We start from the raw sequence: 26,872 nt of genomic DNA, 5'->3' as shown, positions 1-26,872 counted from the left end.
TAAAAAGAAGTAAATCAGAAATACAATTTTTTGGTTCTTCACTCGGAACTCGGAACTCAGCACTCAAGGCTTTTAAGTGTCTCAATAGCAAGCACCTTTACGATCGTAGAGTGGACACTGCTCGCTTTACGAAATCGCAATTTTAGATTGGGGATAAAATCTCTGGGTATCTAAATCCTAGAAGCTGTATTTGTACCGTCAGGTCAAAAGCTGACGGGGAATCCGCTGTAAAAAAAACCTAAAATCCATAACAATACCTAGTGTTCGAGGGAGTAAAATACTCCCTTTTTCTTTGCAAAAGATCCACTTTATGCTACCTACTATACTGGATCTAATCATCCTGAAAAAAAGTGGCGTGAAGAATGTGCGGAATTGTTGGATATATAGGCACTCAAGCGGCGACAGACATTTTACTAGCTGGACTGGAGAAACTAGAGTACAGGGGCTACGATTCGGCTGGAATCGCCACTGTTTGGGAAGGTGAGGTAAATTGTGTGCGGGCAAAAGGTAAACTCCATAACCTGCGTTCTAAACTGGAACAAATAGAAACCCCTGCCCAAATTGGTATTGGTCATACACGCTGGGCAACTCATGGTAAACCAGAAGAACACAACGCCCATCCTCATTTGGATACAGCGAAGCGAGTAGCGGTGGTGCAAAATGGCATTATTGAAAACTACCGCGAGTTACGCGAGGAACTCAAAGCCAAAGGACACGAATTTCGTTCTGAAACCGATACCGAAGTCATTCCCCATCTGATAGCCGAATTTTTAAAGAATCTTCCCCCCTCATCTACCTTCCTCGAGGCAGTCCGCCAAGCCGTTAACCACTTGCGGGGGGCATTTGCACTTGCAGTTATTTCTGCTGATTTCCCCGATGAATTGATTGTGGTTCGCCAGCAAGCACCCTTGGTAATTGGTTTTGGGCAAGGGGAGTTATTTTGTGCCTCTGACACCCCTGCGATCGTTGCCTACACCCGTGCAGTGCTACCTCTGGAAAATGGCGAAATTGCCCGCCTCACACCTTTGGGCGTTGAGATTTACAATTTTGCTGGCGACAGGCTGAAAAAACAACCCCGCCTGCTCAACTTCAATCCTGCAATGGTAGAAAAGCAGGGATTCAAACACTTCATGCTCAAAGAAATTCATGAGCAACCAGGGGTAGTCAGAGCTAGTTTAGACGCTTACTTTAATCCAGCCGAATCTACGGAATCGCCAATCAATCTTGGTTTACCTGCGGATTTATACACCGATTTAGAACAAATTCAGATTGTTGCCTGTGGTACGAGTTGGCACGCAGCATTAATCGGAAAATATTTACTCGAACAACTAGCAGGAATTTCCACTCAGGTACATTACGCTTCTGAGTATCGCTATGCACCATCACCTGTGACGGCTAACACGTTAATCGTTGGCGTTACCCAATCAGGTGAAACAGCCGATACCCTAGCAGCTTTGACGATGGAAAAAGAACGTCGCCAAGAGAAAGAACCCAAATATCAAGCGCGACTACTGGGGATTACCAATCGTCCAGAAAGCAGCCTCGGTCATCTGGTGCCGCATATTATCAGTACCCTAGCGGGAATTGAGATTGGGGTAGCAGCGACGAAAACTTTTACTGCCCAATTGATGGCATTTTATGCTTTAGCATTGGATTTAGCGGCTCGTCGTCAGACAGTTTCAAAAGATACATTAGATCGAATTATTAACGGGTTGCGGCAGATTCCCAAAGAAATTGAGGCAACTTTAGAAAGTCAGGAACGTTTAACCGAACAGCTAGCCCACGAATTTGCCGAAACTCAAGATTTCATTTTTGTGGGAAGAGGAATTAACTTTCCTATTGCTTTAGAAGGGGCGTTGAAATTAAAAGAAATCAGCTATATTCATGCTGAAGGGTATCCGGCTGGAGAAATGAAACATGGCCCGATCGCACTTTTAGATGCGAAAGTACCTGTAGTTGCGATCGCAATCCCTGGTAGTGTTTATGAAAAAGTTATTTCTAATGCCCAAGAAGCCAAAGCCAGAGATTCTCGCTTAATTGGCGTGACTCCCGTCAACGATGGCGAAGCTGCGGAAATTTTTAACGATCTTCTTCCCATCTCTCATGTGGAAGAATTACTTTCTCCGATTCTGACAGTAGTTCCTTTGCAACTATTGGCTTATCATATTGCCGCCCGACGCGGTTTGGATGTCGATCAGCCTCGTAACCTTGCTAAAAGTGTTACTGTAGAATAATTTATACTACTAAAACAGTGATTATACTGTAGAATACAATGATATTATTGCTGGATAGTTAAACTTTAGCACATCCAGCAATTTTTTTTGAGGTGATATCTGGCACAAGAGGCTATATGTCTATACAATCACAAAATGATTGACGTTGGGCTTTAATCTTGAATAAATCGATTTTTATACTAATATGTCCACACTTTTTTAAAGCTATCAACAACCTCTGCTTCTGTTCCCTGAATGTAATATTGGTTAGGATTAAATTCTCCTTGAGTTGCCATCATTATGGCGTGAATTAATGCTTTAGCTTTCAGCATTGTTTCCTGAAATTCCATTTGGGGGTCAGACAGTGCTACGATACCACCGCCAACCCCAATTGAGGTTTGCTCAGTGGTCAGTACAGCGGTACGAATGACAATATTCAAATCAGCCGATCCATTCAATCCCAAAAAGCCGATCGCTCCTGAGTACACTCCCCGCGCTTCCTGCTCTAATCTGTCAATAATTTCCATAGTTCTCAGTTTGGGAGCGCCTGTCATGGAACCACCGGGAAAAGCATTGCAAATGCAGTCTATGGCGCTCATATCGGCGCGTAATTTACCGCGAATCGTCGTCACCAGTTGATGCACTGTGGCATAGGTTTCCACATCCATTAATTTAGGAACATGGACAGTAGCAACTTCACAAACCCTTCCTAAATCATTACGAAGCAAATCCACAATCATTAAATTTTCAGCTCGATCTTTTTCGCTGTTTTGCAATCTTTCACGCAGGATAAAATCTTCGTCGGGTGTCTTTCCTCGTGGTAGAGTCCCTTTAATCGGCTTTGTTTCTACCCAACCTTGGCAATCTATGCGTAGAAATCGCTCTGGGGATGAACAGGCGATCGCCACATCGCCGAAGCGTAAAAATGCAGAGTACGGAGCAGGATTGATGTGGCGTAATGAACGATAAAATGCTAGTGGCTCAGGGGTCGCATCTGTGTGAATTTGGTTTGTCAAACAAACTTGATAGGTTTCTCCTTCGTGAATCTCCTGTAAACATTTCTCAATGTCATGAAAATAAGTCCTTTGCGAGCGGCTTAATCGGAAGATTACAGGTGTTTCTTTCTTCTCAGGAACCAGAGGTGACAAGGGGGGGAGGTGGTTAATCTCCTGTCTAATTGATTCAAACCAGGCTTCGGCTGAAGCTTTTTGTCCCGGCTGAATTAAGCACAGTAAATAAAGGGTTTGCTCCTCGTGGTCAATTGCAATCATCCGATCGGCCAAGAGAAACATGGCATCGGGTAAGCTAGAGGGATGGTTTAATTGAGAACCACATTCTGCTTTTAATTCATAGCCAAAGTAACCCACAAAGCCGCAGTTAAAATCAAAGGGTAGATCGTCAGATGCAGAGCGGCGTTGTTCCAGTTCCCGCTTGAGAAACTCAAAAATCCCCTCTATCCTACGGATGATGGTATTAGAATTTGTGACGGTGAGTTCTTGGGATAGGGTCTGATAACGAATCAGCAGACTATTTTCTCCGCTGCTATCTCCCATGAAGGAAAAACGAGCAAGACCGGGTTCAACACGGCTGCTGTCTAACCAGAAAGCATTCGGTGATTTGCCAAACAAATGCACAAACATCTGCTCGGTATCAGGACATATATTCAGCTTGTGCGTACAAAGTTCAAATTTCTGCTGCTGTGTTTGGCAAGAAAAGCTGGTCGATAAAGGAACAGTCTGGCTATTTCTTGTCCAATACTGCTTTGTGGAACCTTTACCGCGCTCTTGGACAAATTTAAGAGTAATCTCTTTAAAATTCTCAAATAACGTGTGTCCATACTGAGTGCAGATTGACTCTGGATGGAACTGCACGCCCCATAGTGGTAAAGACCGATGGCGCATTCCCATCACAAGGTTGTCTTCTGTCCACGCCACTTTTTCTAAACAGTTTGGTAGGTCATCTGCAACTAGCAAAGAATGGTAGCGCACCACAGAGAAAGGTGAAGGGATTCCAGCAAACAAATCAGTTCCAGTATGATAAACCTGACTCAGCCGACCATGCCGCACCTCTGGGGCATGAATAACTTTTCCTCCAAACACATGACCAAGCCCCTGATGTCCCAGACAAACACCGAGAAGGGGTACTTGGGTATTTTGAATAGCTTGATAGCAAATGCCAAAATCTTTGGGGTTTTCAGGACGACCAGGCCCTGGTGAAATTACAATGTTGTCAAATTTCCACTGCTGCACTTCTTGCCATGCAAATCGATCGTTGCAAATTACGGTGGGATACTCTCCATTGACTTCTGCAATTAATTGATAAAGATTAAAGGTATACGAGTCATAGTTGTCGATAATTAGTGTTTTCATGTGGTAACTCTTGAGAAAATATAGAGAATGAGATTTTAAATTTTGAATTTTAGAGGTTGCCGCAAAGGTATTCAGCGATCAATAGAGAATTTGTCACCTGTTATTTATCTTATTTGTAAATATTTGCAGATAATTCTCAAGCATTGAGCGAATATCTTGTCTACTGATTTCTTTTATGACAGTACTGATAAGGTCAAGGTATGTACTCAAGAAAATTGCTTTCGGTGGAATAAATATAGAGGCACAGAAATGTTATTTTTATTATGCTGGCTATTTATTTGTTGAGTAAGGCTGTGAATGGTCTGATTTCCCGATGTATCAACAGATAAACAATGAGCGATAAGCGATCGCCATGTTCCTACAAAATTTTCGGCGATACTTTCAATTGTGCTACGCTGGTGAAAATTTTCGCTATATGTCCAATCAAGTTTTAACTAACTCTCGGCTACCAGTCCGTTCATATCTAGCAGACGATCGCAAATTTCTTCCTGGCTATGTTCTGCACCCACTGATTCAGGGGCGATTTTGCAGAAAGAATTTACTTGTGTCCCTCAATCGAACTATCCCAGGTAGTTAAAACTTACTTCTGGTTGTGGTATTGCCGAGAGTTGAGAGGTAATATCTGCATTGCCACTCAAATAACGATTGGAGCTTTAGATAAAATCATGTTTAGAAATCAGACAGGAGTTTTAATAGTTATCTTTATTATTTCAATTTTTCTATAATAATTCAAAAAAATTTAGAGGAAATTTTAATCAAATCTCCCTATACAACTGCAATCTCCTATTGTGTAAATTTCGCGGTTCAATAAAGTATCAGCATCCCTAATACTGTACAGCATTTATACCTTCTGCCAATGGGAGTCCAATGGATAGATGAATTGGTTTTGAGCGTCAGGCGATCGCTCTATGCTACTGAACTGTTCAACCGTTTTATTTGTCTACAGTAGGTGTTGATTAAGATCGGAACTATACGATCGCAATAAATCTTTAATACTTGTTAAACTGTTATCCACGGCAGAAGATAGCCAGCACTCAAAGAACAAATAACTGTTCAATACTGGATAATCATTTTTTGGCAGTTCTTTCAGTATATCTTCAATCATTTTTGGAAATGAATTTATAATCACTGTTGAACTAAAATATTTTAATCCTTCGCCCAAAATATGTTAGATTTTGGGCTATTTTTATAGATTTTTTCTTAACATTCAACACTTTTAGGTTGGTAGTACTTCGACAAAACTTGATGGAAGTGATAAATTCCATACTCAATATCTGCAAGCTGAAGTACACCATAAGCTTTGGAATGAACGCTTGCTTGTAGCGATCGCACTACGCTAAAGTCTTCATTTAACACCCGCTCAAATTCAGGTCGAAATTCATCCTGCTTATAAGGAAATGCTGCAATCTGTGCTTTTGTTTGATAAATAAAAACCTCAAACTTAGTTCTTGTGGGAGATAAAGGAGTCAGCCGAAAAACTGAAACTTTGTCTCTTGCAGTGTTCACCATCATATTAGGAAAGATGAAGCCCTGATACGATTGTCCCCTTGGTTCTCCTGAAAAAGCGGGGTGATCTTTGACAAATTCATCATCTGTAAAAGGAACAAATATCTGATAGTGTCGCCCAGTTGGAGTATAAATAATATTCTTCGGAGCGAAACACTTTAAACTTTGGGCATGAACAACTGACAAGTGATAACACTCTAGGTAATTTTCAATAGGAAATTTCCAATTGGCTGGCTCTTCATAAAACCAACGATCGACCTGCTGAAGTTCCTGCCAAGAGTGCTGATATTGCTCTAAATAGGCCGAGAATCCGGCTAAATAACTGACTAACGATTCGCCTTCTGCTTCTGAGCAAACAAAAATAAAGCCGCCCCATGTTTCTACTCGTCCCTTAGCTAGATAGACAGCCGACTTATCTAAATTGGGAAAACACTCAGCGCGAGGTAAACCTTTAAGATTGCCTTCATAATTGAAGTTCCAACCATGATACGGACAACGCACCCGTTGACAATGACCCTGCCCTTGTAACATCTGCGCTCCGCGATGCGGACAAACATTGTGCATTGCTTGCAATTCACCATTATTATCGCGAATCACGAACATGGGTTGATCGCCAACCTGGCAAGTTAAATAATCCCCAGGATTAGGTAGATCGGATTCACGTCCTACAAACTGCCAGGTGTTACCCCAGATAGTTTGCTGCTCGTAAGCAAAAATTTGCTCGCTAAAGTAGTAATCACCGGGTAGTCCAAATTTTGGTTGATTGATACTAGAAGTGCGATCGGGAAATGAAGGGTGGATCGAGATCATATTGTTAAATTCTATTTAATCAGTGCTATTGAGCGATCGCTGTAGTCAGAACAACCCCAGATGAGATTGCCTCTTGCGCTAATTCCTGCCACCAAGCTTCCATAGCATCGATCGTTGCTCGAAACCCTGCTGCAAACTCTCCAAATTGTTCGGGTTGTATATATGCTGCCAAAGATGTCCTCAAGCCCGCTTCATGTTCGAGTTCCCACTCGTTTAAATGCTTACTGAAGAAATATTCCAAATCTTTGGGCATTGCTCCTTCTAGCAACCAATTTACAAGTTGCACGATCAGAGTCAACTCAGGAATTGAGGTTGCCTCGATTGCATAGGTTGCCCCCAGCACATTAGGTAGGGGTTGCTCAAATATCGATTGCACAGTTCTTAACAATTTGGATGTAGCAACTGACGGCATTGTATTCTTCACAGCAACACCCAGTCCTTGTTCTAACCCTTCAGCTAAAAGCGTGTAATGAGAGATTCCTTGTGTACTTTTGCCCATCTCTTCAGCAATGTTTTCTTTGAGTTCTTGGGCTACAATGTCCCATTCTGCTACCAGCGCTTTCTGTCTTGCTAACTCTGTGAAACCCACCAACTCCTTTGGAAAAATCGAATATTGCTGCATGATATAAGCAATCTGAGCAAAGCTTGCTTGACTCAGCATTTGTGCAACAGGATTTTTTGTAATACTAAATGCCAGGTAATCCTGAGCGAGTAGTTGATTCAGCTGCTGAGTTAGGCGATCGAATGTGTTCACAAGTTTAGTCCTTTCAAGAGTTGAAGTAGTGTCGGTCGATTTGTCTCAAAAGTTGGTGTGAATAGAAAAAAGGTGATACTAGCGGCAATATTAAAACCAAGCAAAATTGATACGTAAAATTAATACGCATTTCACAGGGCTAATTACCAAGTATTTCTGAATACAGGCAAGGCGAAATTGATATTCAGTTAGCTTGGTTGATTACCAAAGATTTCTGAATACCGATATCAGGTCTGAACTTGCAAACAGTTAATTTATGAAGTTTTTGGCATTCTTGATTGCCAGATTTGGTTTTTGGAATCCAAGAAGCTTGAATTTTATTCCTTAAAATATTAAATCATTATAAATATTTATATTTCATTAAGATTATTAAAGTAATGTTTCAACAAAGAAACATTTTTCAATTGGCATTATTAAAGTAAATTTAATCACTAAATATTAATACTTAGTAAATCACATTAAATATCCCAAATAGCGGGATACAGAGGTATTTATCTTGTTCGCAGAAGCAAGGAACGAGCTTGATTGAGGATAAACTTCGGGAAGATGAAGCACAAATTATCTGAAAGAAGTATAAATACAACTAAGTGATTTTTCTACTATTTGATAGTATGAAGTTTGTGATGGGTAATCTAGGTTAAGCCAAGATCTGAGCGAACCAAGATTTACCACTCATGAAGATACATCCGTCTAGCAAAGTCCGTGCATTTTCATTACAGCTTGTTCTGATCGTTCCTTTCGTATTGCAAGTTTTTGCCATCGTGGGACTGGTTGGATATCTGTCATTTAAAAATGGCGAGAAAGCGGTGAACAATCTTGCGGATCAGTTGATGGAACGAACCAGTGGTGAAGTAAATCAACATTTGGATGCTTATCTGTCGATTCCTCATAAAGTTATCCAGTTAAATGCGGATGCAATTCGCATGGGATTGCTGGATGTGCGCGATCGCCTCAAGGTTGGCAAGTATTTCTGGCACGAAATGCAAGCCTATGACCTAACTTTTATCAGCTTGAACCTAGCAACTGGGGAAGGGACTGGAGCCGGCCGTTATGATGGCAAAACGGTGACAATCGATGATAATGCAATCAAAACTCCAAGTCTGCCGAAAAATACGAAAACTTATTTAACAGATAAGGAGGGCAACCCAACCAAAGTGATGACGACCAGTACTTGGGATACCGTCAATGAACTTGCCTATACTGAACCCGTGAAAGCCGGTAAACCTATTTGGGTTCGCATTTATACTTATTACGATCCTGCTTATCCCCCCTATATTGTGGCATCGGCAGGTCGTCCGATTTATGATGCCAGCAAAAAACTGATTGGTGTTGTAGGGGCTGAAATTCACCTGTTGAAACTCAGTGAATTTTTACAAAAATTAAATGTCAGCCACTTCGGACAAGTTTTTATTATGGAGCGTGATGGTATGTTGGTTGCCAATTCTGCTCGAGAAAAGCCTTTTACCGTAGTCAATAACGAAATTAAACGCCTTAAAGCGATCGACAGCCCCAATCCGGCGGTACAAAACATTGCCAAGCAGCTTCAGCAGCGCATTCCAAATTTCCAGTCGATTACCAATACCCAAAAACTGAAAGTTAATGTTCAAGGGGAAAATTTCTACGTGCATGTTGTACCTTGGCGAGACCAATATGGTTTGGACTGGTTGGTAGTAGTTGGTATTCCAGAAAAAACTTACATGGCGCAAATCCATGCCAACACCCAAATTAGTATCCTGCTGTGTTTTGGGGCGCTGATAGTAGCAACAACGATTGGCATATTTACCTCACGCTGGATTGCCCATCCTATCTTGCGCTTGAATCAGACTACCCAGGCAATAGCATTTGGTGATTTACAACAGACACTCGAAGAGGGGAATATCGATGAACTCAACACTCTTGCTCACTCTTTTAATCACATGGCAGGGCAATTGCGCGAATCCTTTATTGCTTTAGAAAATAGTAATGCAGAACTAGAAGCGCGAGTCGAACAACGGACTGTTGAACTGAAAACAGCCTTGAGTGAATTGCAACGTACCCAAGCACAAGTAGTTCAAAGTGAAAAAATGTCTAGTCTGGGTCAACTAGTAGCAGGTATTGCCCATGAAATCAATAACCCAGTCAACTTTATTCATGGCAATCTTACTTACTTGGATGAATATACTCAAAACTTGTTACGGATGATTTATCTCTACCAAGAACGCCATTCTAGTCATGACCCAGAAATTCAAGCATTAACAGAGGAAATCGATCTAGAATTTCTCATTGAAGATTTACAAAAGATGCTGTCTTCGATGAAAATGGGGACTGAAAGAATTCGTAATATTGTGCGATCGCTGCGGAATTTTTCGCGTATGGATGAAGCGGAATTTAAGACAGTTGATATTCATGAAGGTATAGAAAGTACGCTTTTGATTCTGCAACACCGCCTCAAAGATAAACCAGACCGTCCGGCAATTGAAGTTATTAAAGATTATGGCAACCTGCCACAAGTGGAATGCTATCCTGGTCAACTCAACCAAGTATTGATGAATATTTTAGTAAATGCAATGGATGCCCTTGATGAAGCAGACATCAAGCGCACCTCTCAACAGATACAAGAAAATCCCAGTCAAATTACTATCCGCACTTCAGTAGTTGATTCACAATCAATAGAAATTGCGATCGCTGATAATGCACAAGGAATGCCAGAATCGGTTCAAAATCGGATCTTCGATCCATTTTTTACTACCAAACCTGTAGGCAAAGGAACAGGCATGGGTATGGCAATCAGCTACCAAATCATTACGGAAAAACATGGTGGGAAATTGCTATGTTTTTCTAGTCTTGGGCAAGGCACTAATTTCATAATTCAAGTGCCTATCCGCCAACGAGCTCCTGAACGCCTCGTCAAAGTATAGACTGTTAAGAACTTCCTGCCCCTTTGCCTACACAGCGATGGTACTTTACGATGATTTGCGATTTTCAAGATCGCGCTCAGGATCGATCTGTCAAAGGATCGTTCCAGCGTACCGAAGTAAGTTCATCTCTGAAAAGTCAGCTAGCTAGGACAGGACTTCTAGAACAGGCAAAAATTTATGCAGAGTCTCAAATTTGGCAGGAAGCGTTGAACACCTTTGCTCAATTGCGCCGCGAGAAGCCAACTGAATGGGAAGAATGATTTACGTAGTGCTCTCTATGCCGAAATTGATAAATTAACTAAACCAATTATTGCATCTATATGCTCGCAGGCAATATATTTTGGCGGCTCTATCTGGAGTCGGCTTTTAGAGAATTGGTATTACTCTTGTGTGCGATCGCGTTCCTGCTGTTCTGCTTCCAGAATCGCTAATAAAAGAGCTTCTTCCTGAATTTCAAACTCTTCTTCCGGAATTTCCCCCATATCAAAAGCAAGTTGGAGTGCAAGAAGTTGCTTGCTCAGATTTTCTTTATCATCAATTTCAGTACTCGCCTGTTCTAAAATTTTTTCCCCAAGCCACGTTACCCCCATTAATGGGCCAGTAATCGGTAATAGTAAAAAGCGCAGAACCATATTGCTTTACACCTGTGTGGACTTCTTAAAGGTATCCTCTCAACACCGTAATCATGCTGATGACATAAATATTAAACATTACTAGTCTTGTGTTGATGCCAAAATGCGTTGGATTTGAGTCCAGTTAAGGCTGATTGACATCTGTATTTTATATTTGCAATGTAAAAAAAGTTACTTGTGTATGACACGTTACTATTTACGAGGTACTTAGAGTTTGACAACAGTATTAAATGCATCTCCCCAACGATTTGTCAATACACCTGCTGTTCAACGGGTCGCTCAACGTGCTTTGCGCTATCTACAGTCAGGTTTTTCAATACATTTACGTGGTGCAGCCGGAGTCGGAAAAACTACTCTGGCAATGCATCTCGCTGATTTGCTTAACCAGCCGATCATCCTCTTATTTGGAGATGATGAGTTTAAAACCTCAGACTTGATTGGTAATCAATTAGGTTATACCCGTAAAAAGGTTGTTGATAACTTCATCCACAGCGTTGTCAAAGTTGAGGATGAAGTCCGACAACATTGGGTTGATGCACGATTAACCCTAGCTTGTAAAGAAGGATTTACGCTGGTTTACGACGAATTCAATCGATCGCACCCGGAGGTAAATAACGTTTTACTCTCCGTACTTGAAGAGAGGTTGTTAGTATTGCCAACAAACCAACATCGAGCCGAGTATATCCGGGTTCATCCTCAGTTTCGGGCAATCTTAACATCAAATCCTCAAGAGTATTGTGGAGTTCATGCAACTCAGGATGCTTTGATGGATCGTGTCATTACCATTGATATGCCTACACCTGATGAACTGAGTCAGCAGGAAATTGTAGTTCATAAAACAGGTATAGATTCTGAGAAAGCAGAAGTAATTGTCCGCATAGTACGGACGTTTTGGAGTCGATCTGGCTCTGGACAGGGTGGTGGATTGCGTTCCTGTCTGATGATTGCCAAAATCTGCCACGAACACGAAATTTCCGTAAACCCTGGAGATCCTAGCTTCCAAGATATTTGTGCCGATATCCTGCTTTCTCGCACGAATCAACCTCTCATGGAAGCAACTCGACTACTGGAAGAGGTTTTAAGTGAATTGAATCGTAGTACAAATACTCAATCTCAGCCAGCAGAGATAATACCAGACAGCCAAAATCAGGTTGTATTGGAACAACGAGTACCTTACGAGCATGAAGTCTACAACTACCTGTGCAATTCTCCAGGAAGGCGCTTCTCTGAATTGGCAGTAGAACTAGGGATCGATCGCAGTCAAATTGTCGCTGCACTCAAGTCTCTCAGGGAGCAGGGAGTATTAGTCCAAATGCAGGGCAATGCCGAGTCGCCGAGCATATCACAAACAGTTGCTTTTGATTCTGGCCATTTAATAAACAAATGAGTACTAATACTAACCGGGGAGCTATCACCACATCAACTCAAGGTTCTACCTTGGCAGATATTCTAGAACGGGTTCTGGATAAAGGCATTGTTATCGCAGGAGATATTTCTATTTCCGTAGGCTCCACAGAATTGCTCAACATCCGAATTCGTTTGTTGATTTCTTCTGTTGATAAAGCCAAAGAGATTGGAATTAACTGGTGGGAGAGCGACCCCTATCTTAATAGTCAAACTCGCACCTTATTAGCAACTAATCAACAACTTCAAGAGCGTCTTGTCAGTCTAGAAACAGAACTGCAATCGCTCAAAGCACTCAATCCTCATAATCATCAGAATGCAGGCGATTAGCAAATCAAAAGGTTCCGATTCCGGTTTAGCACCGTTATTACTGACGGTTGTTGAACTGATACGCCAACTCATGGAAGCTCAGGTGATTCGGCGAATGGATGCTGGCACCCTCAAAGACCATGAGCTAGATCGGGCTGCCGAAAGCCTGCAACAGCTTGAACAACAGGTTGTTAAGCTTTGCGAAATATTTGATGTTGACCCAGCCGATCTAAATATTAACTTGGGTGAAATGGGAAATTTACTTCCCCAATCTGGAGGATACTACCCCGGTGAAACCTCTAGTCAACCCTCTATTTTAGAACTCCTCGATCGCCTATTAAATACGGGTGTTGTGGTTGAAGGTGACTTGGACTTAGGACTGGCTCAGTTAAGCTTAGTTCATGCCAAGTTAAGATTAGTACTCACTTCTAAACCTTTGTAACCTTTTTATCACTGATTTAACTGATTTAAGGATTTCACGGAATGAAGGATATGGCAGTAAATACTCATGGTTTAATACTCCAACAAGACTCTTAGCAAGTAATGTGATTGGGTTAAATCCCCAGACGCTCGCGGACTCGCTAACGCTTCGCTAATGCAAAACTTAATTACGTTAGCGCAGCGGGGCGTAGCCCATTACGAATTACGAATTACGAATTATTTATCTACATTCTTCTTGGTAAGACATTCTTATGAGTTATGGCTTTTACATTTATGGAATTTTGACCTTGCCTGCTCCACAAAATTTAAATTTACAGGGCTTAGATGGGCAACCTGTACAAATTAAAATTTTGGATGATTTTGCAGTCATCTACTCCGAAGCACAGCAAGAGCGTTATTTGGCCAGCCGTCGTAACCTGCTAAGTCATGAGAAAGTCCTTGAGGAAATCATGCAAGGAGGCGATCGCTATTTACTGCCCGTGCAATTTGGACTTTTGGTTTCCAGTTGGGAAAAGGTTTCAGAGCAATTAATTCGTCCTCATCAAGAAGAATTGACGCAACTGCTTGCGAAGTTATCGGGTTGCCGAGAAGTTAGTGTCAAAGTTTTTTGGGATATCGAGGCAGAAATTCAGGGACTATTGGCAGAACACCCAAATATCAAAACCGAAAGGGATAAACTAGTGGGTCAACCCCTGAGTATGGAGCGGGTAATCCAAATAGGGCAAGTCATTGAACAGGGAATGAGCGATCGCAAGCAAGGGATCATAGATGTATTTAAAAGTACGCTCAACTCCATTGCGATCGAGGTGGTGGAAAATACTCCCCAAATGGACACAATGATCTACAATTCAGCCTACCTAATTCCTTGGGAAGCAGAATCACAATTTAGCGAATACGTTGAAGCACTCGATCGCCAATTTGAAAACCGTTTGCGAATTCGTTACAACAATTTCACTGCCCCCTATAACTTTGCTCGTCTTCGATTAAGTACAACGGCGTAAATATTTGTAGTTTGGATGATGCAGGAGGGAAGAGGATTTTAGTCTAGTTTATCTTCTTTGCCAAATCATAGTTTTTTTTAACGCAAAGGTACGCGGAGGTTAGCGCAAAGGTACGCAGAGATTTTCTCAAGTTAATTCGCTATGTTCAAAAATATTTAGAGGCATTTCATAGAGAATTGGTATGAACAGCAATAAAAATTGAAACTGTTGAATTTTTTAGAAATTAAATTTTTCTCTGCCTTTTATTTAAGTAAAATCAATGGACGACATATTTAAAGGATTTGAACACCTATTAGAAATTGCCAAAGCTTTAGAAGAAAAAGTAGAGAAAGGGGAGTTAAAAACTTCTATTCAAATTCGGTCTCATAATCTCAGTAGTATTCCCCGACAAGGCAATATTCCGAGAACAAGGAGTTCCAGCCGAGTCAGATCCAATTCCACCGATGCAGCTACACCAATGGATGATGCTGATGTCACCCCCCCATCAGCTCGGACAAACTCAAAAGCTTCTTGGCAAGGTATCGGCGGCTTGGCTGATGTTCTCCAAGAAATCAGAGAGTTAGTTGAAATTCCACTTAAACGTCCAGATTTATTGGTGAAATTAGGGTTAGAGCCTCCGCGTGGGGTTTTGCTAGTTGGCCCGCCCGGTACGGGAAAAACTTTAACAGCCCGTGTTTTGGCGGAAGAGTTAGAGCTAAACTACATTGCCATCAATGGCCCAGAGGTGATGAGCAAGTATTATGGGGAAGCAGAAGCTCGTTTGCGAAGTATTTTTGAGAAAGCAACTCGTTCTGCTCCCTGCCTAGTATTTATTGACGAAATTGACAGCCTTGCCCCAGATCGCAGCCAAGTGGAAGGCGAAGTTGAAAAAAGACTAGTGGCGCAGTTGCTTGGGTTAATGGATGGGTTTGCCAAAACCGAGGGCGTAATTGTATTAGCGGCAACAAATCGTCCCGATTATCTCGATCCGGCGCTTCGTCGTCCGGGACGCTTCGATCGCGAAGTTCAGTTTCGGGTTCCCGATCGCAATGGACGATTGGAAATTCTCACAATTTTGACAAATGCCATGCCCTTGGAGACTTCGGTTGATTTAGGAGCGATCGCCGATTTGGCTGTCGGTTTTGTCGGTGCGGATATCAAAGCACTTTGTCAAAAAGCAGCCTATATTGCCCTGCGTCGTCAAGTCCCCTCACTCAACAGTCCCATTCCTGAGAACATGACTGTCACGCAGCAGGATTTTCTCGAAGCCATTAAGGAGATAAAACCCTCAGTTCTTAGGGCTGTAGCAGTTGAAGTACCGAGTGTCAGCTGGGATGACATTGGTGGTTTGGATGATGTGAAACAAAAACTTCAAGAATCTGTTGAAGGCGCACTTCTATATCCCGAACTATACGAGCAAACCAAAGCCAAGCCTCCCCGTGGAATTCTGTTGTGGGGGCCGCCGGGAACGGGAAAAACATTACTTGCAAAAGCGATCGCTTCTCAGGCTAGAGCTAACTTTATTGCTGTGAATGGCCCCGAATTACTTAGCCGATGGGTAGGAGCCGCAGAACAAGCAGTCAGAGAACTCTTTCGCAAAGCTCGGCAAGCAGCTCCTTGCGTTGTGTTTATAGATGAAATTGATACCCTGGCACCAGCACGGGGACGATTCACTGGTGATTCTGGAGTTAGCGATCGCGTCGTCGGTCAATTGCTCACCGAACTGGATGGGTTGCATGAATGCCCAAAAGTACTGTTAGTAGGAGCAACCAATCGTCCAGAAACGCTCGATCCTGCCTTGCTCAGAGCCGGAAGATTGGATTTACAAATAAAAATCGATCTGCCAGATCGAGCCAGCCGATTAGCGATTTTAGGAGTTCACAATCTAGATCGTCCCCTGGTTGATGTCGATTTAGAAACTTGGGCGACAGTTACCGAGGGTTGGAATGGGGCAGATTTGGCTTTATTGAGCAATCAAGCTGCTTTAAGCGCCATTCGTCGATACCGTGCCCAAGGATTGACTGACTCCAGCTTGATTCAGATTACAAACGATGATTTCCAAGTTACATACCAAATGCTTGCTAATCAGCATCAATCTGAATAGAGGGCAGGAGGCAGGAGGACTCCTGCCTCATCCCAACTACAAATGTTTACGCAGTTCTACTTATGTCAATATATGTTTATGCTCTTCTAGTCCCGATCGCATCACCGCTTGTTCTACCTTTAGGGATGGAAAGGAATATTGAACTAGTTTACTCTTCTGGTTTAGGTGCGATCGTAGAGCCGGAAATCTCACTGGAGGCAATACAGGCAACGGATGAGCATTTACTTCAAGCTGTATTAAACCACGATCGCGTGATTCGAGAACTTTTTCAACAAACTCCCCTTCTTCCTCTACGCTTTGGCAGGGGTTTTACCTCGCAAGAAAAACTGCTGGATCATCTAGAAAAGCACCAAGAGCAATATCTAGAAGCCCTAACTCAGCTAGCAGACAAAGTTGAGTACACTTTAAAATTGACACCCTGTGATTTACTTGACGATTCTGACACTATTGATGCCAGGGGAAAAGCCTATTTATTAGCTAAAAAACAACGCTACCAAACACAGCAAGCATTTCAAGCACAACAATGCGAACAGTTGGAACTCCTGAACCAGTTAATTCTCAAAACATATACAAATGTTATCTGTGAAACTCGACAGTCAGATGTGCGGCAAATCCACTTTTTGGCACAGCGCAACGATTCAACGGTCAGTACGCAGCAGTTTTCCCTTTGGCAGGTACAATGCTCGCACTGGCAATTAGCACTCAGCGAACCTCTGCCACCCTATCATTTTCTCAAAAACACTCTCATATAAATTCATAAAAAATCATATTTAAAACTTTTCCAGAAAGAATAAAGATGAGATGATTTTTTCTTGAATTTTTGTCTAAAAAAATTATTGTTAACTTTTTAGTATTTTTTTATTTTCTTATATTTATCTCATATTTTTGGGAACACTAAACTCAGGAAGAATAAAACACATTGTGTAAGTTTTACCTACTGCTCAATCAGAGCAGGATGAAATCAATAATTAGAGTTCTGCAAGGAAAATAAAATGGCTGTTGAAAAAGTTAACTCATCTTCAAGTCTGGCTGAAGTTATTGACCGCATTTTGGATAAAGGAATTGTAGTTGATGCTTGGGTACGTGTTTCTTTAGTTGGTATTGAACTACTATCAATAGAAGCTCGGATTGTGATTGCTTCAGTTGAAACTTACTTAAGATATGCCGAGGCAGTTGGTTTAACATCTCAGGCTGCTGTTCCATCTGCTGCTTAACACCACATTAGAAAAAGGGAGTCTTTATGGCTTCTAAGCTGATGCGCGTCTAAAGTATATAAACACTCTTGATGGTCGTTGACAGATGAATATTGACTATTAACAATCATCTGTCATCAATCATCAGGGAAATGTGCATAAATGCGTAACAGCTTATTTAATATTTCTAGTTAACAAATTAGGAGATTTCAGGTGATGGCTCTCAAGAATTTATGGGAAAAAGAGCGATCGCAGCGATTGCAATTAACTGCTGAACGCCGTCAACAAGTTAACCAGTGGAAACAGCTAACTAAACAAGAATTGCAGCTGCAAGCAGATTTGCTTCATCAAGAATTGAGCAGTTTTGTTACCAGCCTTGACAACAACAGAAAGTTACAACAGCAGCAATTTCAGCAAGAGATTCTAGAGCGGCAATTAGAAATATTGCAAATAAAAACAGATGTCTCGCAACGCCAGCAAGAATACCGCCAACAACGGGCAGCAAAGGCTCAGGCATTATTCCAAAACTTGCAAAATTTCCGGACAATCTTACATAACAGTGTTTGGGACGATTACAGTCCCGAACAACCAGTTCCCCCGACTCCTGCTAAAGAAGAGAAATCAGTTGTAATTCCAAAATGGTCAATCTCCCGTTCTGCAATTAAAGCCAATGGTTTCCGTCCTTCCGCCAATACGATCGCTAAGAAAGTGCCTGCCTTGAATGCGGATACTGCTAAATCTAAAGTGCAGCAATACATTCAGCAAGCTGAAGGAGCTACTCTGATAGAAATTGAAGAGGTAATAGGCTTAAGCCGGGTGCAAACGATAGATATTCTGCGCTCCTTGATCAAGCAAGGGGTACTAGAACAACGCGATCGCCAATACTTTATTCGGCAACAAGCAATTTCTTGACAAACTTAATTCAAGCTCATTTTTTGTATTTGCAGACTAGCAGAATGCGATCGCTTGTATCTCTCGCCTTAAGCAGCAGAGTACATTGATAAGCATTAAAGCTGGTCTATGTTTTGTAGTATTCAACATTTCCATCTTTTTCCGGTCTGTATTGCAACTACATCTATACAAGCAATTTGCTCAGTAGATGTAACATGGCAACAAGTTAACCTATTAATAATTAGTTAACCTATTAATAATTAGAAAAAGAGCTTAAATCTTTGTTCAAGCTTCTGGCTTTGAACTTTAAAAACATCCAGATTGGAAAGGGATATGACAAGCTGGGGTAGCTCAATTAAAGTTTTGAACTGTGCTATTGGCGATCGCACCATAAAGTTAGTAAGCTGGATTGTTTGAGCAATTCTAATGTAAATGCAAAACTCAAGATATATAAGGAGGTGCGATCCATTGTGAATCAATTGATCGAGCAACTTCAAACTAAATTATTCACAGGCAGGCTAAATCTTGAAGCAAGGGATGGGCCGACTTGGACGCTATATTTTCGTTTAGGACGATTAATTTGGCAGGCTGGCGGTTCTAATGCCGATGAGCGATGGCGACGACACTTGTTGCGGTACTGTTCTAATGTAGATGTGACACAGTTGGAGCAGCTTGTCTCTCCCCAGGAAAATTATCGAGAGTATTCGATTCTTGCTAAATTGCGAGAACAAAAATTAATCGAACAACAACAACTTGTTAGCCTGATTGCAAGCTCAATAGCTGAAGTCCTGTTTGATATAATGCAGTACATTGAAGCCAAAAGAAATGGCGACAATCCAGCAGGGCAGTTGTCACATACTACCGTTGTTGGTGAAGTTCCTGGGGTTCTTTTAGCTGTAATACCAACTGAGGAAGTCTTGAAAAAGGCTACACAAGCCTGGCAAGAATGGCGAGATGCAGGACTGGCAAGCTACTCGCCTAATTTATTTCCGATTATTCAACAACTTGAGGTACTCCAAGCACAAGCATCCTCTAAACAGATTATTGCTCTAGTTGATGGAACAAAAACTTTACGAGGTCTAGGGCAAAAAAGCGGTCGGGATGTCTTAGCTTTGACTCGGTTCTTGATGCCATTGGTAAAAGCAGGGGCGATCGCTTTTTCACCTACCCCAAAGCTCAGGCAGGTTGGGATTAGTAAAGAAACCGGCAACCCGTCCAATGCAGTTAATAATTCCAATTCTTCACTCAAGATAGAAGAGGACACTGTTATACAAGTTGCCCCCAATTTCAACATAGTTGCTTCCCCAGCGACTAGTAAAGAAATTGTTAGTCCGTCCAGTTCAGTTAATAATTCCAATTCTTCACTGAAGACAGAAGAGAAGACTATTTTACAAGTTGGCCCCCCAGTGGCTAGCAAAGCAATTATTGATGTCTCAAGACCTTTAGTAGCCTGTGTAGATGATAGTCCGACGATCTGTCGCAGTTTGGAGGAAATTCTCACCCATCAAGGTTATCGCTTTGTTGGCATTCAAGATTCCTTGACGGCAGTTTTAAAGCTAATTAAAAGCAAGCCAGACTTCATTTTTTTGGATCTTTTGATGCCAAAAGTGAATGGCTATGAAATTTGTTCTCAAATCCGTAAAACTCCAAGTCTCAAAGATGTGCCGGTTGTCATCTTAACGGGGAAAGATGGAATAGTAGATCGGATGCGAGCAAAATTAGTAGGAGCAACTGACTTTTTGGGTAAACCCGTAGAACAAGACAAAGTACTCAATATGCTTCACAAGTATTTAACCGTTTAGGTTGAAGCGGTAGTCATGCCAGTGGCTCACCTAGATCAATTTTCAAAATAGCTTTTGTATTGGAAATTGCTTTCTACATCTGGTTTGGTGTTAATTTATTTGTCGCCATTATTTTTCAAATTCTGAATTAAATAGTTAGGAAAAAAATGAAAAAAGTTCTTTTAGTTGAAGATAGCCTCACAGAATCTGAAAAGATGACACGTTACCTAGAGCAAGGAGGATATTCAGTTTATGAAGTTCGCAGTGGTGAAGAGGCTCAACTCAGGTTGAAACAACAAAAACCTGACTTGATTCTACTAGATTTGATTTTGCCAGGGCAAAGTGGATTTGAGTTCTGTCGCAAGTTGAAAGCCGATCCAACAACAAAAGGAATCCCGGTAGTGATTTGCTCAACTAAAAACACAGATGTTGATAGAACTTGGGGCAATATGAGTGGTGCCGATGGCTATTTAGTCAAACCTGTAGATGAAAATACCTTGCTCCAGACTGTTAATAAATTTATTCGCTAAAGGAAACTAGGGCAATGCTACAGGGCAATGATAGCTTTTCTTCGCTACCCATAAATAGCCAATTTCGACTTGAAAACTCTCCTCAAGGAAACAACCAGAGATTTTTAAGATTTCCGTTGAATGGAAAGGTAAATGGGTTACTTCCATTAGCTGATTTACGGGGAGTAATTCAGGTTGCGCTGACCGAGATTTTGCCAGTACCGCAAGTAGCAGAATTCTTGTTAGGCATCATGAATTGGCGGGGAGAAGCGATCTGGATTCTTGATTTAGCAGGTTTGTTGGGAGCAACACACTGGTGTCGGCGAGAAAGTGTGCGTAACTCTGGCATGGCGATGCTTGTTCAAGTCCAGAATCAAACCATCGGGCTGTTGGTGGAGCAAGTCAATACTATTGAAGTTCACGATCCCCAAGAGCGGTTAGCGATTTCGACATCGATGTTACCTGGCCGACTAGGCTCGTTCTTACAGGGTTACTTTGTAGATTCTCAAGGTAGCCCTTTGATGTTACTTGACACCCATGTTGTGATTCAAGCCCTTCAGCCTCTTTAACACTAGTAGTCTGGCAAGTCAACTTTGCTTGGTGAGGTCTGGGGAAAGGGGAAAGGGTAAGGGGGAAAGGTAAAAACCTCGCTCCGCACTTCGTGCCGCTACGCTAACGTGGGCGACTTGTTCATTCCTTTTCCCTTTTCCCTTTAACCTTTTCCCCTCTTTCTTATCCCCTTACCCTTTTCCCGACTTCTGCAAGAAGTTTACTTCTTAACTCCGACAACCTTCATAGCAAGAAAGATCATGGTAGCGCAACACAATCTTACACCCAGCCAACCTCGTTCAAATTCCAGCAACGGTTATAAGGAAACCGATAACGGGCATACCGTTGATGTACCAGCAAAACAGCAAATCACCTCCGCTCTAGAAGAATTGCGAAATGAACTGGATCAAGCTGATTGGGTGGAAACAGGGCCATTGCGAGAGAGAATCCGCAAGTTAAAAGAACTGCTAAGTGTGTTGCCATATCAAGACGGAGGAGGAGATGGATTAGAGGTAGAGCAAGTACAGGCGATCGCTAGCAAAATCCGTCAATTTTCCGATCTAGATACTTTGCTCACCACTGTTGTCATGGAGGTACAAAGCGCCCTGCAAGCCGATCGCGTGGTGCTTTATGAGTTTACGAATCCGACGCTGGGGATAGTTGTTGCGGAGGCGATGAGGGATGGTTTTACGCCAATGCTGAAAGAAAAACTACCTGCCGTCACTTTTGGGTTGGGTTCTGCCAAGGTTTATCAACAAGAAAAATTAGTCGCGATCGCAGATACTCATACTGCAAGCTTATCTCCTTACCAAAAGCAGCTTGTGGATCGGTTTCAGATCAGAGCTTGTGTGAGCTTGCCAATTTTAGCAAAAGATGGGGTTTGGGGTTTGTTGGTAGTGCAGCAATGCACTGCTGCTCGCCAGTGGCAGAATGCTGAAATTCAGTTACTAAAATTAATTGAGCAGGAATTAGAAGCGCAACTGCAAGTTGCCATGATTCAGGCTACGTTGCAACAAGAAGTGGAAAAAGACCAAATCCTGGCCGGTGTAGCAAATAAAATTCTCCAATCCAAAGATTTGGATACCATCTTTCGCGTTGCCACCCAAGAAGTAAGACAGTCACTAAAATGCGATCGCGTCGCAATTTATCGTTTCCAGCCAGATTGGAGTGGGGAATTTGTCGCTGAATCTGCTGGCTCTGAGTGGGTTTCTCTATTAGAAGAACAGCGAAACAATCCAGCGATTGTCAATAACGTTAATTATTGCAGTGTGAGGAACCTTGCAGACGAAGGGGGATTGGTTGGGACAACAGGGCGATCGCACAGTGCAGATAGCTACATTCAGCACACCCAAGGCAAAAATTTCCATCGCGGACAGATTTATCGAGTCACCAATGATATCTACAGTGCTGGTTTTTCTGACTGCTATATCAAAATTTTAGAAACCTATCAAGCCAAAGCATACATTATTGTTGCCATTTTCCAGGGAGAAAAGTTGTGGGGCTTGCTCGCTGCCTATCAAAATTCTCAGGCTCGTCAGTGGAAAGATAGTGAAGTTCGCCTAATGGTGCAGGTTGCATCTCTGTCTAGTATTGCTATTCAACAGGTGCAATATCAGCAGCAACTTTATCACCGCTCTGAGGAGTCAGCCAAACTTGTTGAACGAGAACGTACTGTTTTCGGCATCATTGAAAAGATTGGACAAGCAACGGATCTTCGCACCCTTTTCCGCACTACAACCCAAGAATTGCGACGATTTTTAAAATGCGATCGCGCAGTCGTTTATCAATTTTATCCAGATTGGAGTGGAGAAGTTATCGCTGAATCTGTGGCTGCGGGTTGGTCGTCCCTGTTGGATATTCAGGAACAAGAAAGCATTTTAAAAACAGGCATGGTATCTTCAGAGCGTTGCCATGTTAAGGACTATGGCTCCCCTGTTAAACCTGATGGAGATACCTATCTAAAGGAAACGCAGGGTGGAATGTACGCCAAAGAAAAGCGCTTCCGCAAAGTCAACGATGTTTATGCTGCTGGTTTTTCACCTTGCTATTTAGAAGCATTAGAGAAGTTCCAAGCCAAAGCATACATCATTGTTCCCATCTTCCGCGCTGGTAATCTTTGGGGTTTGTTAGCAGCCTATCAGAATTCTGATGTGCGGAAATGGACTGAGGAAGAGACCGGTGCTTTGTTGCAGATTAGCGAACCGTTGAGCATTGCCCTCCAGCAAGCTGAATATATCGAACAGCTACGGTTAAAAAATATCGAAATGACCCAAGTAGCTGAAGTAGAACACGCCATCGCCCGAATGACGGAGAGAATGCTTCATTCCCAACACCCAGAAACAATTTACCGTACTACCTTGGCAGAATTGCGGCAGTTGTTCAAATGCGATCGCCTAGCAATATATCGCTTCAACTCTGACTGGAGTGGTGAATTTATGGCTGAATCTGTAGGAAGTGACTGGGTGTCTCTGGTTGGCCCCGATATCAAGACCATATGGGAAGACGAACACCTACAGCAAACCCAAGGCGGACGCTATCGCAATAATGAAACTTTTGTCGTCAATGATATCTATACTGTTGGTCATGCCCAGTGCCACATCGATTTGTTAGAGCAGTTCCAGGCTAAAGCCTACACCATCGCCCCGATTTTTGCTGGAAACAAACTTTGGGGTTTGCTAGGAGCTTACCAAAATAGCGGCCCGCGCCAGTGGAATTCCGAGGAAGTGCGATTGCTGACCAAATTGGGCATTCAGTTGGGTTTAAGCGTGCAGCAAGCCGAGTACATTGAAGAACTGAAAACGAAGAATGCAGAGTTAGCGCAGGCAGCAGAAGAGGAACAGGTGCTGACAGGGATGGTGGAAAAAATTCGCCAAGCTCAAGAGGCAGATACAATTTTTCTGAATGTGCTGCCAAGTTTACGCAAACAACTACAGTGCGATCGCCTAGCAGTATTTCGCTTTCATCCCGACTGGAGTGTGGAGTTTGTTGCCGAATCCGTAAAAGATCAATGGCTGTCTTTAGCTGGTTCCGACATCAAAACGATTTGGATGGACGATCACTTACAAGAAACTCAGGGCGGACGCTATCGCAATCATGAAACCTTTGTTGTCAATGATATCTCCACTGCCGGTCACGTTCAGTGCTACGTAGAGATATTAGAAAAAATCCAGGCCAAAGCTTACGCGATCGCTCCGATCTTTATTGGAAACAAACTCTGGGGCTTTTTAGGAGCGTACCAAAATACTGGTCCTCGCGAGTGGAAATCTAAGGATGTGCAACTGTTGCGAAAAGTAGCTGTGCAAATGGGTATAGGCTTGCAACAGGTTAAGTATATCGAACAGCTCAAGAAGAAGAATGCAGAATTAGCCAGAACCGCAGAAGGGGAACGAGCATTAACACGGCTCTCAGAAAAAATTCGCCAAGTTCAAGAGCTAGATACGATTTTCCGCAATGCCTTACCAGAATTGCGATCGCATTTGGAATGCGATCGTCTCGCAGTGTATCGCTTTAATCCAGATTGGGGCGGGGAGTTTATTGCCGAATCCGTAAGTCGTGAATGGGTGGCTTTGGTTGGCCCCGATATCAGGACTGTATGGGAAGACGAACACCTCCAACAAACCCAAGGTGGACGCTATCGCCACAACGAGACCTTTGTTATAAATGACATTTACACTTCTGGTCATGCCCAGTGCCACCTGAAAATTCTAGAGCAATTCCAGATGAGAGCCTATATTATCACCCCGATTATTGCTGGGAATAAGCTCTGGGGTTTGTTAGGAGCTTACCAAAATACCGGGCCGCGGCAATGGCAAGATAATGAAGTCAACTTGGTAACGAAAATCGGCACGCAGTTTGGGGTTGCCGTCCAGCAATCGCAATACTTACAACAAACCTTAACTAAGAATGAGGAACTGATCAAACTGGCAGAACGAGAAGTAGCAAACGCCCGATTTTCTTATCGCCTGCCAAGCCGGTTAACAGAGATGGCCCAAAGCCATAGTAATGTTCTGGAATTTGTGCAGTTTGCCACCCACGAACTTCGTCAACTGCTGAAAGTAGATCGAGTTGGAGTTTACCGTTTTGAGCCTGATTGGTCTGGAGAATTTGTAGTTGAGTCTGTGAATGGGGATTGGCCAAAGCTTGTGGGAACTAGCCTTGCCAGAGTTAGAGATACCTATCTCCAGTACAACCAAGGAGGGCGTTATGCACGCAAAGAAAGTTTGCGGGTTGACAATATATATACTGTCGGTCATGACGAATGTCACATCCAATTGTTAGAGATGTGGGGAACTAAAGCCTACATGATTTCTCCGATTTTTCAAGAAAATCGACTCTGGGGGTTGATGGGAGTTTATCAAAATAGCGCACCGCGCCAGTGGGAGCAATCCGAGGAGGATGTTCTCAACCAAGCCAGCGTCCAGATTGGTCTTGCCCTCAATCTTGCAGATTACCTAACACAGGTGCGTACTCAAGAGCAGCAACTAGCAGAAGCAGCAGAGCGCGAACGCACCGCCCGCGAAAAACTCCAACAAGGAGCAATACGCGTTCTCATGGCTTTGGAACCATCCTTCAGAGGCGATCTTACCGTGCGAGCGCCCCTATCTGAAGATGAAATTGGGACGATCGCCGATGGTTACAATACTACGATCCAAAGTTTGCGAGATTTAGTGCGACAAGTGCAGATTGCTGCTGGCAAGGTGAGTGAAAATTCCAGCAGTAACACTACCTCAGTAGTAAAACTATCTGACCAAGCTCAACAGCAGGCAGAACGGCTCGAAAACGCTCTGGAACAATTACAAATGATGGTAACTTCCACCCAGATAGTCGCTGCTGATGCCCAAAAAGTCGGACAGGCGGTTCAAAGAGCTAATAACACCGTCCAAGCTGGCGATTCGCTGATGGAAAGAACCGTAGATGGCATTTTGGAGATTCGGGAAACCGTGTCGGAAACAGCGAAGAAGATTAAACGCCTTGGTGAAGCTTCTCAGAAAATCTCAAAAGTAGTAAGTCTGATTGAAAACTTTGCCACTCAAACTAATTTGCTGGCACTCAATGCTGCGATCGAGGCTACCCGCGCCGGAGAGTATGGCAAAGGCTTTGCGGTGGTTGCAGATGAAGTTCGTTCTCTGGCTTATCAGTCCGCTAGTGCCACCACAGAAATTGAGCGACTCGTGCAAGAAATTCAAACTGGAACTAACGAAGTTACCGAAGCAATGGAAGTAGGGATTACCCAAGTTGTCCAAGGCTCGAACTTGATCGATGAGACTCGTCATTCCCTGAGTGCGATCGTGGTAGCTACCAACGAAATTGGTGGACTAGTACAAGGAATTACCCAAGCAGTTTCCCATCAAAGTCAGCAATCTCAGATGTTGACAGAGGCAATGATGGATGTTTCGGCGATCGCTCGTAAGACTTCAGAAAGTGCCATCCACATTTCCGAGTCTTTTGAGGAACTACGGATGACTTCACAACAACTGGAAACCAGCGTTAGCCAGTTCAAAGTTGACTAATAGTTCGCCAAGAAAACTTG

The 26,872-nt window shown here is 42.7% G+C and carries 20 protein-coding genes and 1 pseudogene; 16 read left to right on the top strand and 5 right to left on the bottom strand.

Features of this window, described 5'->3' with window-relative positions; translation table 11 throughout:
* Positions 1 to 362: 362 nt before the first annotated feature.
* Positions 363 to 2,234, top strand: coding sequence for a glutamine--fructose-6-phosphate transaminase (isomerizing) (glmS, locus tag V7K45_RS28770; RefSeq protein ID WP_335008740.1), 1,872 nt, complete (start codon positions 363 to 365; stop codon positions 2,232 to 2,234).
* Between the two features lie 179 nt (positions 2,235 to 2,413).
* Here glmS and pabB read toward each other — a convergent pair whose 3' ends face one another.
* On the bottom strand, positions 2,414 to 4,582 hold the full coding sequence (gene pabB / locus V7K45_RS28765; RefSeq protein ID WP_335008738.1) for an aminodeoxychorismate synthase component I: 2,169 nt from the start codon (positions 4,580 to 4,582) through the stop codon (positions 2,414 to 2,416).
* 352 nt (positions 4,583 to 4,934) lie between these two features.
* Between pabB and V7K45_RS28760 the strand changes: the two genes are divergently transcribed.
* On the top strand, positions 4,935 to 5,159 hold the full coding sequence (locus V7K45_RS28760) for a hypothetical protein (protein ID WP_335008736.1): 225 nt from the start codon (positions 4,935 to 4,937) through the stop codon (positions 5,157 to 5,159).
* Between the two features lie 405 nt (positions 5,160 to 5,564).
* On the opposite strand, the pseudogene V7K45_RS28755 reads toward V7K45_RS28760, so the two are convergent.
* The 3 genes and pseudogenes from V7K45_RS28755 to V7K45_RS28745 all read right to left on the bottom strand — a co-directional run.
* Positions 5,565 to 5,711 (bottom strand): annotated as a pseudogene (locus V7K45_RS28755) (IS4 family transposase); the annotation flags it as partial.
* A 71-nt stretch (positions 5,712 to 5,782) separates the two neighbouring features.
* On the bottom strand, positions 5,783 to 6,898 hold the full coding sequence (locus V7K45_RS28750) for an aromatic ring-hydroxylating oxygenase subunit alpha (protein ID WP_335008734.1): 1,116 nt from the start codon (positions 6,896 to 6,898) through the stop codon (positions 5,783 to 5,785).
* Positions 6,899 to 6,923: 25 nt separating this feature from the next.
* The gene (locus tag V7K45_RS28745) at positions 6,924 to 7,652 is read right to left on the bottom strand and encodes a DUF3865 domain-containing protein (protein ID WP_335008732.1); all 729 of its coding nucleotides are present in this window, start codon (positions 7,650 to 7,652) and stop codon (positions 6,924 to 6,926) included.
* A 674-nt stretch (positions 7,653 to 8,326) separates the two neighbouring features.
* On the opposite strand from V7K45_RS28745, the gene V7K45_RS28740 reads away from it, so the two are divergent.
* On the top strand, positions 8,327 to 10,549 hold the full coding sequence (locus V7K45_RS28740) for a sensor histidine kinase (RefSeq protein WP_335008730.1): 2,223 nt from the start codon (positions 8,327 to 8,329) through the stop codon (positions 10,547 to 10,549).
* 23 nt (positions 10,550 to 10,572) lie between these two features.
* Complete coding sequence (locus V7K45_RS28735) at positions 10,573 to 10,809, top strand: DUF928 domain-containing protein (protein ID WP_335008728.1); 237 nt, start codon at positions 10,573 to 10,575, stop codon at positions 10,807 to 10,809.
* 120 nt (positions 10,810 to 10,929) lie between these two features.
* Here V7K45_RS28735 and V7K45_RS28730 read toward each other — a convergent pair whose 3' ends face one another.
* A complete protein-coding gene (locus V7K45_RS28730; RefSeq protein WP_335008726.1) occupies positions 10,930 to 11,181 on the bottom strand; it encodes a gas vesicle protein GvpG in 252 nt (83 codons plus the stop codon).
* Between the two features lie 214 nt (positions 11,182 to 11,395).
* On the opposite strand from V7K45_RS28730, the gene gvpN reads away from it, so the two are divergent.
* The 12 genes from gvpN to V7K45_RS28670 all read left to right on the top strand — a co-directional run bounded on the left by gvpN (position 11,396) and on the right by V7K45_RS28670 (position 26,852).
* A complete protein-coding gene (gvpN, locus tag V7K45_RS28725; protein ID WP_335008724.1) occupies positions 11,396 to 12,568 on the top strand; it encodes a gas vesicle protein GvpN in 1,173 nt (390 codons plus the stop codon).
* Positions 12,565 to 12,915 (top strand): gas vesicle protein, encoded by a 351-nt coding sequence (locus V7K45_RS28720; protein ID WP_335008722.1) that lies wholly within the window; start codon positions 12,565 to 12,567, stop codon positions 12,913 to 12,915. Before gvpN ends, V7K45_RS28720 begins: the two co-directional genes overlap by 4 nt.
* A complete protein-coding gene (locus V7K45_RS28715; protein WP_096576413.1) occupies positions 12,902 to 13,336 on the top strand; it encodes a gas vesicle protein K in 435 nt (144 codons plus the stop codon). The genes V7K45_RS28720 and V7K45_RS28715 overlap by 14 nt, the downstream gene beginning before the upstream one ends.
* Before the next feature lie 250 nt (positions 13,337 to 13,586).
* Positions 13,587 to 14,336 (top strand): GvpL/GvpF family gas vesicle protein, encoded by a 750-nt coding sequence (locus V7K45_RS28710; RefSeq protein WP_335008716.1) that lies wholly within the window; start codon positions 13,587 to 13,589, stop codon positions 14,334 to 14,336.
* 259 nt (positions 14,337 to 14,595) lie between these two features.
* The gene (locus V7K45_RS28705; RefSeq protein ID WP_335008714.1) at positions 14,596 to 16,419 is read left to right on the top strand and encodes an AAA family ATPase; all 1,824 of its coding nucleotides are present in this window, start codon (positions 14,596 to 14,598) and stop codon (positions 16,417 to 16,419) included.
* A gap of 62 nt (positions 16,420 to 16,481) precedes the next feature.
* On the top strand, positions 16,482 to 17,171 hold the full coding sequence (locus V7K45_RS28700; RefSeq protein WP_335008712.1) for a GvpL/GvpF family gas vesicle protein: 690 nt from the start codon (positions 16,482 to 16,484) through the stop codon (positions 17,169 to 17,171).
* A 240-nt stretch (positions 17,172 to 17,411) separates the two neighbouring features.
* Positions 17,412 to 17,633 (top strand): gas vesicle structural protein GvpA, encoded by a 222-nt coding sequence (gene gvpA, locus V7K45_RS28695; protein ID WP_163931998.1) that lies wholly within the window; start codon positions 17,412 to 17,414, stop codon positions 17,631 to 17,633.
* Between the two features lie 195 nt (positions 17,634 to 17,828).
* Positions 17,829 to 18,524, top strand: a complete 696-nt coding sequence (locus tag V7K45_RS28690; protein WP_335008709.1) for a gas vesicle protein GvpC — start codon at positions 17,829 to 17,831, stop codon at positions 18,522 to 18,524.
* Between the two features lie 449 nt (positions 18,525 to 18,973).
* The gene (locus V7K45_RS28685; RefSeq protein ID WP_335008707.1) at positions 18,974 to 20,305 is read left to right on the top strand and encodes a response regulator; all 1,332 of its coding nucleotides are present in this window, start codon (positions 18,974 to 18,976) and stop codon (positions 20,303 to 20,305) included.
* A 146-nt stretch (positions 20,306 to 20,451) separates the two neighbouring features.
* The gene (locus V7K45_RS28680; RefSeq protein WP_069071669.1) at positions 20,452 to 20,814 is read left to right on the top strand and encodes a response regulator transcription factor; all 363 of its coding nucleotides are present in this window, start codon (positions 20,452 to 20,454) and stop codon (positions 20,812 to 20,814) included.
* Positions 20,815 to 20,828: 14 nt separating this feature from the next.
* Positions 20,829 to 21,362, top strand: coding sequence for a chemotaxis protein CheW (locus V7K45_RS28675; RefSeq protein WP_335008705.1), 534 nt, complete (start codon positions 20,829 to 20,831; stop codon positions 21,360 to 21,362).
* 240 nt (positions 21,363 to 21,602) lie between these two features.
* Complete coding sequence (locus V7K45_RS28670) at positions 21,603 to 26,852, top strand: GAF domain-containing protein (protein ID WP_335008703.1); 5,250 nt, start codon at positions 21,603 to 21,605, stop codon at positions 26,850 to 26,852.
* Positions 26,853 to 26,872: the final 20 nt, after the last annotated feature.

It is taken from the genome of Nostoc sp. (assembly GCF_036917375.1).
Lineage (GTDB): Bacteria > Cyanobacteriota > Cyanobacteriia > Cyanobacteriales > Nostocaceae > Nostoc.
Note: the sequence above shows the minus strand (reverse complement) of the source record. Positions and strands in the feature narration are given on the sequence as shown.